The 16,976-nt window shown below is 34.3% G+C and carries 14 protein-coding genes and 1 riboswitch; all 14 genes read right to left on the bottom strand.

Features of this window, described 5'->3' with window-relative positions; all coding sequences use genetic code 11:
• Positions 1-5: 5 nt before the first annotated feature.
• Positions 6-1,511 (bottom strand): F0F1 ATP synthase subunit alpha, encoded by a 1,506-nt coding sequence (atpA, locus tag STRUR_RS04385; protein WP_006740256.1) that lies wholly within the window; start codon positions 1,509-1,511, stop codon positions 6-8.
• A 15-nt stretch (positions 1,512-1,526) separates the two neighbouring features.
• Positions 1,527-2,063, bottom strand: a complete 537-nt coding sequence (locus STRUR_RS04380) for a F0F1 ATP synthase subunit delta (RefSeq protein WP_006739810.1) — start codon at positions 2,061-2,063, stop codon at positions 1,527-1,529.
• A complete protein-coding gene (gene atpF / locus STRUR_RS04375) occupies positions 2,063-2,560 on the bottom strand; it encodes a F0F1 ATP synthase subunit B (RefSeq protein ID WP_006740431.1) in 498 nt (165 codons plus the stop codon). The genes STRUR_RS04380 and atpF overlap by 1 nt, the downstream gene beginning before the upstream one ends.
• Before the next feature lie 18 nt (positions 2,561-2,578).
• Complete coding sequence (atpB, locus tag STRUR_RS04370) at positions 2,579-3,292, bottom strand: F0F1 ATP synthase subunit A (protein ID WP_006738774.1); 714 nt, start codon at positions 3,290-3,292, stop codon at positions 2,579-2,581.
• Positions 3,293-3,325: 33 nt separating this feature from the next.
• Positions 3,326-3,529 carry a F0F1 ATP synthase subunit C gene (locus tag STRUR_RS04365; protein WP_196792569.1) on the bottom strand — a complete coding sequence of 68 codons (204 nt, stop codon included), beginning with the start codon at positions 3,527-3,529 and terminating at the stop codon, positions 3,326-3,328.
• A gap of 212 nt (positions 3,530-3,741) precedes the next feature.
• Entirely contained in the window at positions 3,742-5,169 is a 1,428-nt protein-coding gene (gene glgA / locus STRUR_RS04360) for a glycogen synthase GlgA (RefSeq protein WP_006739986.1), read from the bottom strand.
• Positions 5,166-6,299, bottom strand: a complete 1,134-nt coding sequence (gene glgD / locus STRUR_RS04355) for a glucose-1-phosphate adenylyltransferase subunit GlgD (protein WP_006738555.1) — start codon at positions 6,297-6,299, stop codon at positions 5,166-5,168. The genes glgA and glgD overlap by 4 nt, the downstream gene beginning before the upstream one ends.
• On the bottom strand, positions 6,289-7,428 hold the full coding sequence (locus STRUR_RS04350) for a glucose-1-phosphate adenylyltransferase (RefSeq protein WP_006739014.1): 1,140 nt from the start codon (positions 7,426-7,428) through the stop codon (positions 6,289-6,291). Before STRUR_RS04350 ends, glgD begins: the two co-directional genes overlap by 11 nt.
• A gap of 49 nt (positions 7,429-7,477) precedes the next feature.
• Positions 7,478-9,370 (bottom strand): 1,4-alpha-glucan branching protein GlgB, encoded by a 1,893-nt coding sequence (glgB, locus tag STRUR_RS04345; protein ID WP_006739814.1) that lies wholly within the window; start codon positions 9,368-9,370, stop codon positions 7,478-7,480.
• A gap of 63 nt (positions 9,371-9,433) precedes the next feature.
• Positions 9,434-11,758: a type I pullulanase gene (gene pulA, locus STRUR_RS04340; protein ID WP_006740306.1), complete on the bottom strand. Its 2,325-nt coding sequence runs from the start codon at positions 11,756-11,758 to the stop codon at positions 9,434-9,436.
• A 2-nt stretch (positions 11,759-11,760) separates the two neighbouring features.
• Positions 11,761-12,783, bottom strand: coding sequence for a diacylglycerol kinase (locus STRUR_RS04335; RefSeq protein WP_006738865.1), 1,023 nt, complete (start codon positions 12,781-12,783; stop codon positions 11,761-11,763).
• Positions 12,784-12,796: 13 nt separating this feature from the next.
• On the bottom strand, positions 12,797-14,755 hold the full coding sequence (gene ligA / locus STRUR_RS04330) for an NAD-dependent DNA ligase LigA (RefSeq protein WP_006739332.1): 1,959 nt from the start codon (positions 14,753-14,755) through the stop codon (positions 12,797-12,799).
• Between the two features lie 83 nt (positions 14,756-14,838).
• Positions 14,839-15,345 (bottom strand): QueT transporter family protein, encoded by a 507-nt coding sequence (locus STRUR_RS04325; protein WP_006738728.1) that lies wholly within the window; start codon positions 15,343-15,345, stop codon positions 14,839-14,841.
• A riboswitch (PreQ1 riboswitch) is annotated at positions 15,343-15,456 on the bottom strand. Its footprint overlaps the gene before it by 3 nt.
• 115 nt (positions 15,457-15,571) lie before the next feature.
• Positions 15,572-16,879, bottom strand: a complete 1,308-nt coding sequence (gene eno, locus STRUR_RS04320; RefSeq protein ID WP_006739197.1) for a surface-displayed alpha-enolase — start codon at positions 16,877-16,879, stop codon at positions 15,572-15,574.
• Positions 16,880-16,976 lie beyond the last annotated feature (97 nt).

Below are 16,976 nucleotides of genomic sequence, written 5' to 3'. Positions count from 1 at the left end.
CTTTGTTATTTAAAGTTTGATTGATCTTTAAATGCTTTAATAGCGGCATCTAATTCTGCTTCATCAGGAAGATCTTTGCTTGTACGAATCGTTTCAAAAAGGTTTTCGTAATGAGCATCAAAATAAGTGTATAAAGCATCTTCAAATGCAAGAATATCATTTACAGGAACATCATCTAAGAATCCATGTGTCAATGCATATAAGATCACAACTTGTTTTTCAACTGGAAGTGGTTTATGAAGTGGTTGTTTAAGTACTTCAACAGTACGACGACCACGGTTCAATTTAGCCTGAGTTGCCGCATCCAAATCAGAACCAAACTGTGTAAATGCTTCAAGTTCTCTATAAGACGCTAAGTCAAGACGCAATGTTCCAGCAACTTTTTTCATAGCTTTAATCTGAGCTGATCCACCAACACGTGATACAGAAGACCCTGCATCAATAGCTGGACGAATACCTGAATTAAAGAGATTTTCTTGTAAGAAAATTTGACCATCAGTGATTGAGATAACATTTGTTGCAATATATGCAGAAATATCACCAGCTTGTGTTTCAATAAACGGCAAGGCTGTAATTGAACCACCACCTAAGGCATCGGAAACTTTAGCAGAACGTTCTAGTAAACGACTATGTAGATAGAAAACATCACCTGGATATGCTTCACGACCCGGTGGACGACGTAATAGTAATGAAAGTTCACGATAAGCCACCGCTTGTTTTGATAAATCATCATAAACAATTAGGACATGTTTTCCGTTATACATAAATTCTTCAGCCATTGCAACACCAGCATAAGGTGCAATGAAAAGTAATGGTGAAGGTTGTGATGCAGATGCAGTCACAACAATAGTGTAATCTAGTGCACCAAATTTACGTAAGGTTTCGACTTGTGTTCTAACAGTTGATTCTTTTTGACCAATAGCGACATATATACAAATCATATCTTGTCCCTTTTGATTCAAAATAGCATCAATGGCAACAGATGTTTTACCGGTTTGGCGGTCACCAATGATTAACTCACGTTGTCCGCGTCCAATTGGTACAAGTGCATCAATTGCTTTAAGACCAGTTTGTAATGGTTCAGAAACAGATTTACGTTCCATAACACCAGGTGCTGGTGTTTCAACTGGACGAAATCCTGTTGTTTTTATTTCTCCAAGTCCATCAACTGGTTGTCCTAATGGATTAACTACACGTCCAATGAGCGCTTCTCCTACTGGCACTTCCATAATTTTGCCAGTACGTTTAACAACATCACCTTCACGAATTGTAGAAAAATCTCCAAGAATAATGATACCCACATCATTAGATTCTAAGTTTTGTGCCATACCAAAGGCACCATTTGAAAATTCAAGTAACTCACCACTCATGGCATTATCTAAACCACGGGCACGCGCGATACCATCACCAATGTAGGTGACAACACCAGTTTCAGTGACATCAAAATTTGGCTGAAAATTTTCAATTTGCTTTTTGATTAAAGCGCTAATTTCTTGTGCATTAATTGCCAAAAGTCACACCACTTTCTATTTTAAATTTGTTTTTAATTGTTGTAATTGAGTGCGAATGCTTGTATCAATAATTTGATTATTTGCTGACAACACAAATCCACCAATTATTGAAGGATCAATTTCTTCAATCAAATAATTCGATTTAAAGTTGAACTTTTGAGCCACAACTTTTAATAATCGAGATTTCTGATCCTCATTAAGGGGAACAGCTGTAGTCACTTTAACATCAAAAGATTTGGTTACTTCTGCAAATAAAGTCAAACTTAACTTCAGAATTTGATAGAGATATGCTTCACGCTCATTTTGTAAAATAACCTCAAGAAAATTGTTCATAAATCTAGAACAAGACTCTTGAAGTAATCTAACTAATTTTTCTTTATTGTCATGTGAAATTGCTAAACTTGATAATTGTTGATCAAGTTCAGTTGTCTCAAAAACAGAAATTAACTCAGTTACTTCTGACTTAAGCTCGGATACACAGTTATGTTCAACTGCAACTTCAACAAGACTCTTTGCATATTGCTCAACAAGAGCTTGTGTTTTTTTATCCATTAAGCTTCTCCTAACTTATCAATGTAATTGTCAATTAAGTTAGATTGTGCTTCTTTATCAAGATTAGTTGACATAATTTTTTCAGCTAATAAAACTGTTAAATCAGCAACTTCCCCTTTTACACTTGAAAGAGCTTCAGTTTTACTTTGTTCAATATCTTGATTTGCCTTAGCTTTTAAACGTCCTATCTCATCTTTAGCATCAGTAATCATTTGATCACCTTTTGCTTGACCAATTTGCTTAGCATTATCAATAATTTGATTTGCTTCATCTTTAGCAGATGATAATTCAACTTGACGTTTAGCTTCTAAGTCTTCTGCAGATTTTCTAGCTTTCTCAGCATTATCAATATCAGACGCAATTTTTGTTTCACGTGCTGCAAAAATTCCTGTCATTTGTTCCCATGCAAATACTTTAATGAGAACAAGTAAAAGAATAAAAGAGCCAGTTACGATAATGATATTACCTAAGCTTGAACTGTTAATAAGTAACGACATTAGTTCTTCACTCCTTTCTTATTCTTCTTCATGATTAACTTTTTTCCCTATATATGTTGATGTTAACATTACAAAAACATAAGCTTGGATTGATGAAATAAAGATTGAAAATGCTGTCCAAATCATATTAAGTATAAATGCAACAGGAGCTACAAAAATATTAAGATGAGAAAATTGAACCAAGAGGTTCAACACAATTTCACCGGCAAAAATATTACCAAACAACCGTAGTGACAATGAAACAACATTTGTTATTTCTTCCAAAATATTCATTGGTAACATTGCAGGTGTTGGAGAAACATACTCTTTAAAGTATTCTTTCCAGCCTGATTTCCGAACACCCTCAACATGTGATATGATGGCTACCATTAATGCAAGACCAAAGTCAACAGCAGCATTGGCAGTCGGTGATGTCCAAAAATTATATTCATTAGCTTCAAGTTTTGTCATTAAACCAACATTATTAGCAACTAATACGAAAAAGAAAAGGGTAAAAGCAAGAAGACTATAGTTACTTGTATATTTACCTAAATTAGGTTTTATAATACCTTGTACAAACTCAAAAAACCACTCAATAACATTTTGTTTTCCTTTAGGTTTGATAGTCATTTGACGAGTAGCCCAAAAAATAAAAGCAAAAACAATTAAAACAGTCAGTAACGACATGGTTAAAATTGTCAAGTCAAAGTGAATTCCAAAGAGTTGTACCGTTGGATTTTGTGTAGTTTCCAACTGAATCCCTCCTTACTTCAATGCAATTGCTAATTATTTTACAAAGAATGTTGAAGCAAGTAGGACGAAGAAAGTACCTTCCATAAACGCAACACCCATGATCATGAGAGTTTGTAATTTACTATACATTTCTGGTTGACGTGCTGCAGATTTTGCAATATTTGCAACTAAAATGCCTTCACCGATACTTACACCAAGAACGGCGATACCAAGTGCTAAAATAGCTAAATTCATGATTGAATTCTCCTTTATTAAAATTTACTTTACTATAGTAGTCCTATTTTATTTGAAAGTCAACGAATTTTAAATTTTGTTGACGTTTTCATTTTACCTTTTTTAACCTTTACTAACCAATCATGTTAATTAGCTTTGACATTTTAAAAGACTCACAAGTTGTGAGCCTTTTTTCTGTGAATTTCAAGAAAATATTCATATATAAACTATTGATGTCACTTTAATGTTTGATATAGAGCTACATAAGCTCTACTTGCTGTTTCCCAAGAAAAATCTTTAGTCATAGCTTGTAATTGTAACGATTGCCAAATGGATTTGTTTTGATAACATTCAAGAGCTTTTTCAATTGTTTTTGTCATCCAAAATCCAGAGAAAGTATTAAAACTAAATCCAGTACCAGATCCATCAAACTCATTATAAGCAATGACAGTATCTTTTAAACCACCAACTTCATGAACAATAGGTAAAGAACCATAACGCATAGCCATCATTTGAGATAACCCACATGGTTCAAATGCACTTGGCATTAAAAACAAATCAGAAGATGCATAAATCTCTTGAGCTAATTTAAGATCAAATGTAATATTGGCAGATAATTTATGCGGATATTGACTAGCAAACCAAGAAAATGTAGCTTCATAGTCTTGGTATCCTGTTCCTAATAAGACAATCTGTATATCTTTTTGTAGTAAATAGTCTAATTCATCTACGACTAAATCAAAGCCTTTTTGATCTGTCAATCGTGAGACAATACCAATCATGGGTACTGTTTCAGAGACTGGTAATCCTAATTTTTCTTGAAGAGCTTTTTTATTAGGTACTTTGCCTTCCATATCATTAAAGGCAAAGTGATAATCAAGCTGTTCATCAGTTTTTGGGTTAAACAGGTCAGTATCAATACCGTTAACAATACCGGATAGTTTTCCAGATTCCATTCGCATGATCTGGTCTAAACCCTTACCAAATGCAGCCGTTTTTATTTCTTCAGCATAGCTAGGAGAGACGGTTGTTACTCTATCAGCATACAATACTGCTGACTTCATCCAATTTAAGCAGTCATGCCATCTTAAGGTTCCATCGGCATACCTCTCAAAACCGACACCAAACAAGTCCCCCAACATCGAAGGGTCAAATTGACCTTGAAATTCGATATTATGAATTGTAAAAACAGTTTTTATATTTTGATAAGCTTGAACCCAATGGTATTTTTCCTTTAACAAGAATGGAATCATTGCAGTATGATAATCATGTACATGTAGTACATCGGGAATAAAGTCAATTTTTTCCATGGCTTCTAGTGCTGCTAATTGAAAGAAGGCAAATCTTTCACCGTCATCAAAATCACCATATAAATGACCTCTAAAAAAGTAATATTGATTATCAATAAAATAGAAATTGACACCATCTTTTTTTATTTTTTTTATACCGACATATTGATGACGCCAACCCACATTAGTATAAAAATAGAAAAGATCCTCTACTTGTGAACCAAATTTGGCTTCAATCATATCATAATAAGGTAGTATAACTGAAACATCATGACCATGTTTTACTAAATTTTTTGGAAGTGCACCAATGACATCGCCTAAACCTCCAGTTTTTGCAAATGGTGCTCCTTCTGCAGCGACAAAGAGTATTTTCATTTAATCACATCCTCTGTAATTTTTGAGCCTTTTTGAATGACTATTGGATTTTCTTTGGTTCCTTTTACTGTGACACCTGGAGCAATTTCTACACTTTTATCAATAATTGCATATTCAACAGTGGCATTTTCACCAATTTTTGATTTTGGAAACAAAATACTATGATTGACTTTTGCACCTTGATTAATTATTGAATTCCGAGAAATAATAGAATAATCTACTTGACCTTTTATGATACTACCAGACGCAAATTGTGAATTTGTTACAGTGGAATCATTAGAAAAATAAGTGGCTTCTTCATTTTTGACTTTTGTATATATTTTTTGATTAGAATACAATAAAGAATAGAATTTTTGGTGGTCCAACATGTCCATATTTGCATCAAAATAGGTTTTTACAGAATGGATGTTGGCTAGATAACCAGTGTATTCAAAGCCAAGTGCACCTTCTTCAACACATAAGTCTCTTAATAGATAACGAAGCTTACGTGGCTTTTCCATCTGTGCTTCTTTTTCCATTTCTTTGATCAACCAAGGAGTGTTGACTATATAAATACCTGCTGACATTTTTTCAATGCCATCTTCAGGTTTTGCTTGTCTACGTCCAACAACAGTATCTGACTCATCTAAATCTAAAATATCATTTGATTTTGAAACAGAGTGTGGCAACATCTTTTTATAAACAACTGTCATCCGTCGGTTATTTGCATTATGTAAATGGATAACTTGCTCTAAATCAATATTACATAAAATATCACAACTCATGTAAATGGTTTGATCTGAATTAGAACGACGTAGATAAGTAAGAATTTGTTCATAGTAATCTTGATCTGCTTCTGTTGTGTCATCACTTGTGTTATAAAAGCCTAAGAAATAGTGACTCAATATTGTACTCAATCCCCATTCACGACCACTACGCATATGGTCAAAAACAGAACGAATATTTTGACCTCTAAAGATACCGTATATGCTTCTTACACCAGCATTTGCTAAGTTTGACAGATTAAAGTCTATTAAGCGGTATTTCCCATCAAAAGGTAAGCTAGCTAATGGACGGTTTTTCGTTAAACCTTCAATTTCTGAAGAACCAATTGAACTTCCTAAAATTGCTGTATATTTATCAATCTTCATTTGGCACCCCCACTACTTCATTGTAGCCAACAACTTGTACTTCATCTGTTCCATCGATGACAACATTATCACCAATGACCGCACCTTCGCCAATGATAGCACGCGTGATTTTTGCTCCTTCACCAATTGTTACACCACTCATAATAAAGGAATCCTTAATATGAGCATCTTTTTTTACTTGAACATCTGTTGATAATATAGAGTGATCTACATTTCCTGAAACAAAACAACCATCAACAACCAATGAATCTTTGACGACCGCATTTTCTGCAATAAAGTTTGGTGGTGCAATATGATTTTTGGAATAAATTTTCCAAGATAGATCTCGACTATCTAGAGCATTGTTCTCCCCTATATATTCCATATTGGCTTCCCAAAGTGATTCAATCGTACCAACATCTTTCCAATAGCCGTCAAAATTATAAGTATAAACCCTTTCACCTGATTCTAAATATGCTGGTATCACATTTTTACCAAAATCAGACATATCAATGTTATTTTTTTCTGCATCAAGTAACATACTTCTTAAGCGACTCCAGTTAAAGATATAAATTCCCATAGAAGCTTTTGTTGATTTTGGATGTTCTGGCTTTTCTTCAAATTCAACAATACGGTCGTTAGAGTCAGTATTCATAATCCCAAAACGGCTAGCATCTTTTAGTGGAACATCTAAAACTGCTACTGTTAAACTGGCTAAATTATCTTTATGAGTCTGAAGCATTTCATCGTAATCCATTTTGTATATATGATCACCTGAAAGAATTAACACGTATTCTGGATTAATTGAATCAATATAATCTATATTTTGATAAATAGCATGACTTGTTCCTTGAAACCACTTATTTCCACCTGTAGCTGAGTAAGGTTGCAATACTGTTGCTCCAGCATCAATACCATCAAAACCCCAAGATGAGCCATTTCCAATATGACTATTTAGGGCAAGAGGTTCATATTGTGTAATCACGCCAACATTGTGTATACCTGAATTGGTACAATTAGAGAGTGCAAAATCAATAATCCGATAACGTCCACCAAATTGGACAGCAGGTTTTGCGATAGATTGAGTCAATTTTCCAAGACGTGTTCCTTGTCCACCTGCAAGGATTAGCGCTAACATTTCATTTTTCATTTAGAATTCCTTTCCAAATAACCCTAGACAAACTAAAAGTTTATTTTGTTTATTTTGTTGACTTTATTGTTTTCTTTTTTAGTCGCCTTTTTAATTTCCAAATACTTGCTCCCATAGCTGGAAGTGTAAAACTAAGGGTCTGATCATAGTTACGCCATGATTGTTCTCTTGTTTTTGTTTTTGGATTATGTTGTGTCCAAACACCTCCAAATTCTTTCATTTCTGTATTAATCAGTTCTTCATAAATACCAGCTTCAGGGACACCAATTGTAAAATGGTTTCGTTCCACTGGGGTCATATTAAAGATACATAATAAAAAGTTTCCATTTTTATCTTTACGTGTAAAAGATAGAACACTCTCTTCTTTATTATCAGCATCAATGATTTCAATACCATCATAAGAATCATCAATTTGCCATAATGGCTTATTATCTTTATAAAATTGATTTATATAAGAGGTAAAATACTGCATCTTGGCATTTAAGTCATCTTCTAAATTAGACCATTCTAACTGTTCTTCACTTTTCCATTCCAGAAATTGACCATACTCAGAACCCATAAATAATAATTTTTTACCAGGGTGACATATCTGATAAGCATATAAATTACGAAGTCCAGAAAATTGATTATAACGATCTCCCCACATTTTATGCATCATACTTTTTTTCCCATGAACCACTTCATCATGAGAAAAAGGTAAAATATAATTTTCATTGAAACAATACATAAAACTAAAGGTTAACAAATAATAATCAAATTGCTTATAATAAGGGTCATATTGATAAAATCTCAAAATATCATTCATCCAGCCCATATTCCACTTATAATCAAAACCTAAACCGTTGTCAGTAATTGCTTTAGTAATAGGAATTTCTGAAGTTGCCTCTTCAGCAATCATCATAACATCTGGATGATAGGTTTTTATAACAGAGTTTAACTTTTGAAGAAAAGCGATTCCTTCTAAATTGGTGTGTTCTCCATTTTTATTTGGCGTCCAAGGTCCTTGATCATAATCAAGATAGAGCATATTACTAACAGCATCTACTCTTAGACCATCTATATGAAAGTTTTCTATCCAATATAAGGCACTGGAAATGAGAAAAGATTGCACTTGATTTTTCCCTAAATCAAAGTTAAATGCTCCCCAACCGATATTATGAGCTCTATTTGGATCTTGATACTCATATGTTGGTGTTCCATCATAATAAGCTAAAGCATCATCATTTTGAGTAAAATGACCTGGAACCCAATCAACTAGTATACCAATATTCGCTTTATGACACTCATCAACAAATGCTTTAAATTCATCAGGATGCCCATAGGTATGTTCAAATCCAAAATAACCCATTAATTGGTATCCCCAACTAAGGCCTAAAGGATGTGCCATTAGAGGCATAAATTCGATATGGGTATAATTCATTTTTTTAAGATAAGGAATCAGGCTATTTCTTAAATCAGTGAAAGTAAATGAACGCCCATCAGAATGCCGTTTCCATGATCCCGCATGAACTTCATATATAGAGACTGGTCTTTCCTTAAAACCAAAACGTTTTCGTCTACCCATCCACAAACTATCTTGCCACTTGAATTTTTTATTCTTTTCAAGAATAGCACAAGTACCTGGTCTAGCTTCAAAGTAAGTAGCCATAGGGTCAATCTTCTCGATTTTTTGACCATTTTCTCGAGTTACCAAATATTTATAAAAATCTTGGCATTTTGCTTTTTCTGAATAACCATACCAAATACCAGATTCATTTTTTGTCATAGTAATTGGTTGACTTTGCCAATCAGTAAAATCACCAATAATTTCAACGTTTAAAGCATTTGGAGCCCAAACTCTGAAATGAGCACCACCGTCTTCATCAATATGTGATCCTAATAAATCTTGTAAATGATAATTTTCACCAATGCCAAAGGTGTATTCCTGACTTTTTATATCCATGGCATCATCCCTTCTTTACTTCTATTCGAATTTTAAACTATAAAACTAAAAAAAATAATCCAATTACATTGGATTATTTTTTCTTTCAAGGATCAACGTTGATTCATTTTCAAGAGTTGACCCTTGTTTATGTAAACGCTTTATTTTTGAATTCATTATATCATATTCTACTTCTGCTGTCATGTTAATTTTCATATTTTTTCCATCAATTGTGAAATGAAAATGGGTATTATCACCATCAAAAATTTTCCAAGATATAATACCAGATCCTTCTTTTGCTGATTCAATATAAACACGTTCTCTGATGGTTTGATAATCTTCTATTGAAAAAAGATTCGTCTTAGACTTAATTTCGATAACGTTTTTGACAAAGTCTACTGATGATTGATAAGTGGTTACATTATTCCAGTCAACTTGATTCACTAAATCAGGCGCATTGTAAGAATTCATGGCTCTTTCTTTATCTTCATGTGTCAGATGTCCGTTTTTTCCAGTTGGATAGCATTTTGTTCTTAAAAATTCTTGTCCAAGTTCCATAAAAGACATTCCTTGCATCAACAAATTCATACCAGTTGCCAATTCAACGCGTTTTTGGTGGTCTTGATTAGAATCATTGGGATGCAATTCCCAAAGAAGATCGTTGAGATTATAATTATCATGTGCTTCAACATAATTTAACACTTGAGAAGGGGTTTGGTAAGAGCACAACTCATCACTACCTAAGATGGCTTTAGCTACAATACTTTCTGTAGAGGCGCCAGAAACAAAACCAACTTTCAATTCTCCAAAGACTTCTGCACCTTTAATGGCATTACGTTGATCATCATTAAAGAAACCAATTCTAGGCATTTTCCAGGCGTTGTCTTTTTTGGCTTTATCTTCTGGACGTAGACCCACACCCATATCCCAACCTTCTCCATAAAGAAGAATATTAGGGTCAATTTTGTCCATTTCTTGACGGATAAGATTCATTGTCTCAACATCATGAATCCCCATCAAATCAAATCGAAATCCATCAATATTGTATTCATTAACCCAGTATTTTAGGGAATCAATCATGTATTTACGAAACATTTCTTTTTCACTAGCTGTTTCATTCCCAACACCAGTACCATTTTGAAATGAACCATCTGGGTTCATGCGGTAATAATAATCTGGCACTATTAATTGAAATGCTGAGTCAATGTTTGAATAGGTATGATTGTAAACAACGTCCATGATGACCCCAATTCCAGCATCGTGATAAGCTTGAACTAACTGTTTTAATTCTAAAATTCTGGTAGCGGGTTCATGCGGATTACTTGAAAAAGTGGCATCTGGAACATTGTAATTCTCAGGATCATATCCCCAGTTGTAAGCATAGTCACCATGTTCGGTTAAAATTTGATGATGGTCAAAGACAGGCTGTAATTGAATATGAGTTATTCCTAAGTCTTTAACATAATCAAAACAAGTCACATCACCAAATTCATTTCTCGTTCCTTCTTCAATAGCGCCTAGATATTTTCCACGGTTTTCTGGAGAGACACCTGAAGATTTTGATTTTGAAAAATCGCGAACTTGCATTTCATAGATAACTGCTTTATTTGGATTTGAAAGTCTCCAATTAGCTTCTTTTCCGTGTTTAATACTAAACCCTTCAGGAATAAGATGACTTTTGTCAATAACGACTGACCTTCTACCATTAGCAGTGGTTGCAATAGCATATGGGTCTCTGGATTCAATAAATGTTCTCTTACGATGATAAACGCGATAAGCATAAGCTTGATAGTTTATATCACCTGAAATATTGATAGACCATACCCCATGAGTATTTGTTTTGTGATTTTCAGGTGTATACTGATCTCCTCTAGCCATTGGTATAACTTGAGAGATACTTGCTTCTTCATTTGTTGAATGGTAAAAAAGTAGTTCAACTCGTTCAGCTCTAGGTGCCCATAATCGAAATTGGGTTTCGTTTTCACTATAAGAAAAACCTAGCCAGCCATCAAAGCCCCATTTTTTATCAAATGTTTTTGAGTTAACAGCCATGTCAAAAGCTGTACTATCAAATCTTGAATAATATTTACTAGCAACTGCTGCTTGTCTTGAATAATAAAGTGTTTCATCTCCTTCTACAATCCAAACTTCCGTTTTTATCGGGTTGCTGTTACGATTCACTTTAAAATCTTTGGTTTTAAATGACCAGTCTTTATTTTTGATGATTAGGTAGGCATAGCTTAGAGTAAAATGAGCGGGAAATTGGAGATTGGCTACTGCTCCAAAACTATCAAATCTTGAAAAATAAGCATCCTTTCCCATCTTACCATCACGCCACTTCCATATGCTCATGTCAAAATAATTTGAGTGCTGACTATGAAAATGCACAATCACTGTATTATCAAACATCACTATTCCTCCAAGTTTTGGTCCAAATCTTCTACTTCATGTGTAAATTTTTGGGCTATTGCTTCCAGTGCTAAATCTTCTGTATCAAGTACTAAAGCATCATCTGAAATTTCATCTGTATCAGCAAAGAAACGAATATGATTCTTAAAATTTTCTAGCTTAACAGGTGCATCGCCACCATATTCACCATCCAAATTAATCATCATTCGTTGTTTTGATTTTGGTTCTATTTCAATCTTACTTGTTTTAATGTATTCAATTCTTCTATCATTAATGTGCTTACCACCATCTAACACTAGTCGAATCAGATGAACGATTTCAAAAAGGTTGGCTGTTTTAACCAAAATTAATGTAAAAAGACCATCATCTAATTTAGCATCAGGTGCAATTTGTTCAAACCCACCAACTGAATTTGTGATTGCTGCAAAAATCATAGAAACTTTTCCTTCAAAAACACCATTATCATGAGTGATTTTCAAGGGAACATTTTTTATTCGTGGTAGTAATTCCACACCTTTCGCCAGATATGCCAAGTATCCAAACATCGTTTTTAATTGACTAGGTACACTGTATGTCAATTCTGTTAAAGAACCTGCTGCAGCAATATTGATAAAGTAAGTTTTTTCATAAGCTCTACCTATATCCATCGCAATGACCTGGTTTTTACCAATAATTTTTGCAGCTTCAATAGGATTTCCACGTGGAATTTTTAAAGCTCTAGCAAAGTCATTAGTTGTTCCAGTTGGAATAATTGCCATTTTAGGTCTTTTAGGAAGAGGTGCAATGCCATTCACAACTTCATTAATTGTCCCATCACCACCAGCTGCAATAACTAAATCAAAACCTGCTTTTGCAGCTCTAGCTGCTTCATTTTTTGCAGAATTTTCTTCAGGCGTTGTTTGAAAAGCAGAAGTTTCATAGCCATAGCTTTCCAGAATATTTAAGACCTCTGCAACATTTTTCTTCATGATTTCTTGGCCAGATGTTGGATTATAAATCAAACGTGCCTTTAATTGTTTTTTCATGACTACCCCTTATTTACTGGTTTAAAAGCCAGTCTTCATCTTCAACTCTTATCCCTAATGATTCTGCTTTTGTTAGCTTAGAACCAGCATCACTACCAGCAACAACCAAATCTGTTTTTTTAGAGACTGATCCCGTTACTTTGGCACCTAAAGCTTCAAGTTTCTCTTTTGCTTCATTACGTGTCATTTTTTCTAATTTTCCAGTTAACACAACTGTCGTTCCAAATAAAGCAGCATCTTTAGCAGCAATTTTTCCTAAATAATTTAAATTTAAACCTACTTCAGTTAATTCTTCAAGTAATATTTTTGCACCTTGTCGCTCAAAATAACTATGAAGTGACTTTGCAACTACCAGTCCAATACCATCAATTTGCGCTATAGATTCTTCATCAGCTTCAATCAATTGGTGTAAATTACCAAAAACTTCTAATAATTGCTTACTAACCTTTGCACCTACATGTCTAATACCCAATCCAAATAATAATTTTTCAGCAGTATTTGCTTTTGAATTATTAATAGCATTTATTAACTTCTGAGCAGACTTTTCTTTGATGCCTTCTAAAGTTAATAAATCTTCCAGAGTTAGGCGATAGATATCAGAAACATCTGTAATCAATTTAGCTTTAAACAATTTTTCGACTATTGAAGGTCCCATACCAGCGATGTTCATAGCATTTCTACTAGCAAAATGCTCTAAACTTCTTTGTCTAAGGTTAGGACATAATGGATTAATACAACGCAAAGCGACTTCATCTTCAAAATGAATTAATTCACTCTGACAAGATGGACACAATCGTGGTATTTCCATTGGTTTTTGATGGGTTCTCTTACTATCTACAACTCTTAACACTGCAGGAATAATGTCTCCAGCCTTATAAACAATAACGACATCATGTAATCTAATATCTTTTTCATTAATATAATCGACATTATGAAGTGTTGCTCGACTGACTTTAGTTCCAGCTAATTGGACTGGTGTTAAATTAGCAGTTGGTGTAACAACGCCTGTTCGACCAACAGTCCAGTCAACAGATAAAATTTCAGCTTCTTTTTCTTCTGCTGGAAACTTGTAAGCAATAGCCCATCTTGGTGCTTTTATAGTAAAACCAAGTTCGTCTTGCATGGCTAAATCATTGACTTTGATAACAATACCATCAATATCATAAGCTAAGCTGTCTCTTTTTTCTTGCATAGTTTCAATAAATTCCCAAATTGTCTCAATTGAGTCAGCTTCGATACGTACAGGATTTACTGAAAAACCTAAATCACTAGCCTTTTCAAGCACTTGAGACTGACTTCCCCATGTGACTGGACTAGCCACTTGATATAAAAACGTTGCTAGATTACGTTTTGCGACAATTCCAGTATCAAGCTGTCTCAAGGTTCCAGCTGCAGCATTCCTTGGATTGGCAAATTCAACTTGTCCGCTTTCTTGTCTTTCTTGATTTATTTTTTGAAAAGATGCACGTGGTAAATAGGCCTCGCCACGAATTGTAATATCGATTGGTTGACTTAATGTTGATGGAATATCTTTTATTTTCTTTAAATTCTCAGTAATATTTTCACCAATTTGACCATCACCGCGAGTTGCACCAGCTACAAGTTTACCTTTTTCATAGTGCAAAGAAATTGATAGTCCATCAATTTTTAGCTCAGCAATATAGTTGGCATTGGGAAATTCATTTTTGACTCTTCGATCAAAGTTAAGTAATTCTTCTTTTGAAAAAGCATCCTGTAAACTATAAAGTTGATACTGATGTTGATATTTTTCAAAGCCATCTAAAACCTTATCTCCAACTTGCTGTGTGGGACTGTTATCCGCAATTAGCTCTGGGTATTTTTCTTCAAGCTCAACAAGCTCTCGATAGAGTCTATCATACTCACTATCTGAGACACTTGGTGCATCATTGGTATAGTATTCTTGGCGGTACTGATTCAAGAGATCAGTTAATTCTCTCATCCTTTTTTCCATATGTATATTCTATCACACTTAACTCTTTTTTACCCAAAATCATAGACTAAAAACAACTAAAAAAGAACGATATTACATCGTTCTTAGGCTTTAAAATCAATGCGTTTGGCCAATTTTTCAATGATAAGTGAACCAACTAATAGAGAAGCTAATTCTCCTACAGCTGTTGTAAACCAAGTTAATAAGAATGGCATTCCAAAGAAATTTAACTCAACTGCAACTGTAATCATACTTGTTGCAAAAAAGAAAGAAAAATAAAAGAATGCTTTATTGAATATTCCAAGAATTGGTTTACTATTTTGGTAACGTTTAAAAAGGTATACACCTAAGGTTACAAACACTAGTGTAGAGCCACCACCAACAATGACATCAACCATTGAAAAACTATAAAAGTTAGCAATCATACACCCAATAGTCACTGCAACAATATATTTTTTATTATAAAATGCTAAGAAGTTTAGCATCTCTGCTATTCTAAACTGATACATTCCATATGAAATTGCATTTAATGGAGGTGTCAAGGTCAAAGCAACATAGATTGCTGCTACTAGCGCGATTTGAACTAAATCTTTAACTGAAAATTGTTTCATTTTTTCTCCTTTAACGCCAAATAATCTAAGGATCATTTACGTTTCTAATATGCTTGGTGAAAGGGAACTAAGCACCAAGGGTCGTTTTACGACAGTTTACATTATACCACAGTAATCAGCTAAATTAAAGGTCGTTTGGTAAGGTAATGAGAGAAAAATGAAAAAGCACTAGAATTTCTTTCTAGTGCTTTTCCAAAATTAAATTCTACTCATTATCTCTTAAAAATTATTTTTTAAGATTGTAGAATGATTTAATACCTTTGTATTGAGCAACTTCACCAAGTTGATCTTCGATACGAAGTAATTGGTTGTATTTAGCAATACGGTCAGTACGTGATAATGAACCAGTTTTAATTTGACCAGCGTTAGTTGCAACTGCGATATCAGCAATTGTTGAATCTTCAGTTTCACCTGAACGGTGTGATACAACTGCAGTGTATCCAGCTTCTTTAGCCATTTCAATAGCTTCGAAAGTTTCAGTCAAAGTACCGATTTGGTTAACTTTGATAAGGATTGAATTTGCAGCTTCTTCTTTAATACCACGTGCTAAGTAGTCAGTGTTTGTAACAAAGAAGTCATCACCAACTAATTGTACGCGTCCACCAAGACGTTCAGTAAGAGCTCTCCAACCTTCCCAGTCATTTTCATCCATACCATCTTCGATCGTGATGATTGGATATTTGTTAACTAACTCTTCAAGGTAATCAATTTGTTCTGCAGCAGTACGGACAGCACCACCTTCACCTTCAAATTTAGTGTAGTCATAAACTTTGCGTTCTGCGTCGTAGAATTCTGATGAAGCACAGTCAAAACCAATCATGATTCCATTTTCACCAGCTTCGTATCCTGCAGCTTCAATAGCTTTAAGAATAGTTTCAACACCATCTTCTGTACCATCAAATTTAGGAGCGAATCCACCTTCATCACCAACAGCAGTTTCAAGACCACGTTCTTTAAGAATTTTCTTAAGAGCATGGAATACTTCAGCACCCCAACGAAGTGCTTCTTTGAAAGTAGGTGCACCAACAGGCATAATCATGAACTCTTGGAATGCGATTGGAGCATCTGAGTGAGAACCACCATTAACGATATTCATCATTGGAGTTGGTAAAACTTTAGTATTGAAACCACCAAGGTAGCTATAAAGTGGGATTTCTAAGAAGTCAGCAGCTGCACGAGCAACAGCAATAGAAACACCAAGGATTGCGTTAGCACCAAGTTTACCTTTATTTGGAGTACCGTCAAGTTCGATCATAGCACGGTCAATAGCTTGTTGATCACGAACATCGTAACCGATGATTGCTTCAGCGATAACGTTGTTTACATTGTCAACAGCTTTTTGTGTACCTAAACCACCGTAACGAGATTTGTCACCATCGCGAAGTTCAACTGCTTCGTGTTCACCAGTAGAAGCTCCTGAAGGAACCATACCACGACCGAAAGCACCTGATTCTGTGTAAACTTCTACTTCAAGTGTTGGGTTACCGCGTGAGTCAAGAACTTCACGAGCGTAAACATCAGTAATAATTGACATTATAATACTCTCCTTATGAGTTAATTTTTTACATGTTAATAATACCACAAAGCTATGATTTAAGCAAACGAAAATGCTGTTTTATGAAAATGAAAAG

It is taken from the genome of Streptococcus urinalis 2285-97 (assembly GCF_000188055.2).
Lineage (GTDB): Bacteria > Bacillota > Bacilli > Lactobacillales > Streptococcaceae > Streptococcus > Streptococcus urinalis.
The sequence above is the reverse complement of the archived record's forward strand: the minus strand, read 5'-3'. Positions and strand labels throughout refer to the sequence as shown.

Excerpts from the sequence above, each read along its gene's own strand:
- STRUR_RS04380 (WP_006739810.1), bottom strand. The coding sequence starts at position 2,063 with ATGGATAAAAAAACACAAGCTCTTGTTGAGCAATATGCAAAGAGTCTT.
- atpF (WP_006740431.1), bottom strand. The coding sequence starts at position 2,560 with ATGTCGTTACTTATTAACAGTTCAAGCTTAGGTAATATCATTATCGTA.
- glgA (WP_006739986.1), bottom strand. The coding sequence starts at position 5,169 with ATGAAAATACTCTTTGTCGCTGCAGAAGGAGCACCATTTGCAAAAACT.
- glgD (WP_006738555.1), bottom strand. The coding sequence starts at position 6,299 with ATGAAGATTGATAAATATACAGCAATTTTAGGAAGTTCAATTGGTTCT.
- STRUR_RS04350 (WP_006739014.1), bottom strand. The coding sequence starts at position 7,428 with ATGAAAAATGAAATGTTAGCGCTAATCCTTGCAGGTGGACAAGGAACA.
- glgB (WP_006739814.1), bottom strand. The coding sequence starts at position 9,370 with ATGGATATAAAAAGTCAGGAATACACCTTTGGCATTGGTGAAAATTAT.
- pulA (WP_006740306.1), bottom strand. The coding sequence starts at position 11,758 with ATGTTTGATAATACAGTGATTGTGCATTTTCATAGTCAGCACTCAAAT.
- STRUR_RS04335 (WP_006738865.1), bottom strand. The coding sequence starts at position 12,783 with ATGAAAAAACAATTAAAGGCACGTTTGATTTATAATCCAACATCTGGC.
- ligA (WP_006739332.1), bottom strand. The coding sequence starts at position 14,755 with ATGGAAAAAAGGATGAGAGAATTAACTGATCTCTTGAATCAGTACCGC.
- STRUR_RS04325 (WP_006738728.1), bottom strand. The coding sequence starts at position 15,345 with ATGAAACAATTTTCAGTTAAAGATTTAGTTCAAATCGCGCTAGTAGCA.
- eno (WP_006739197.1), bottom strand. The coding sequence starts at position 16,879 with ATGTCAATTATTACTGATGTTTACGCTCGTGAAGTTCTTGACTCACGC.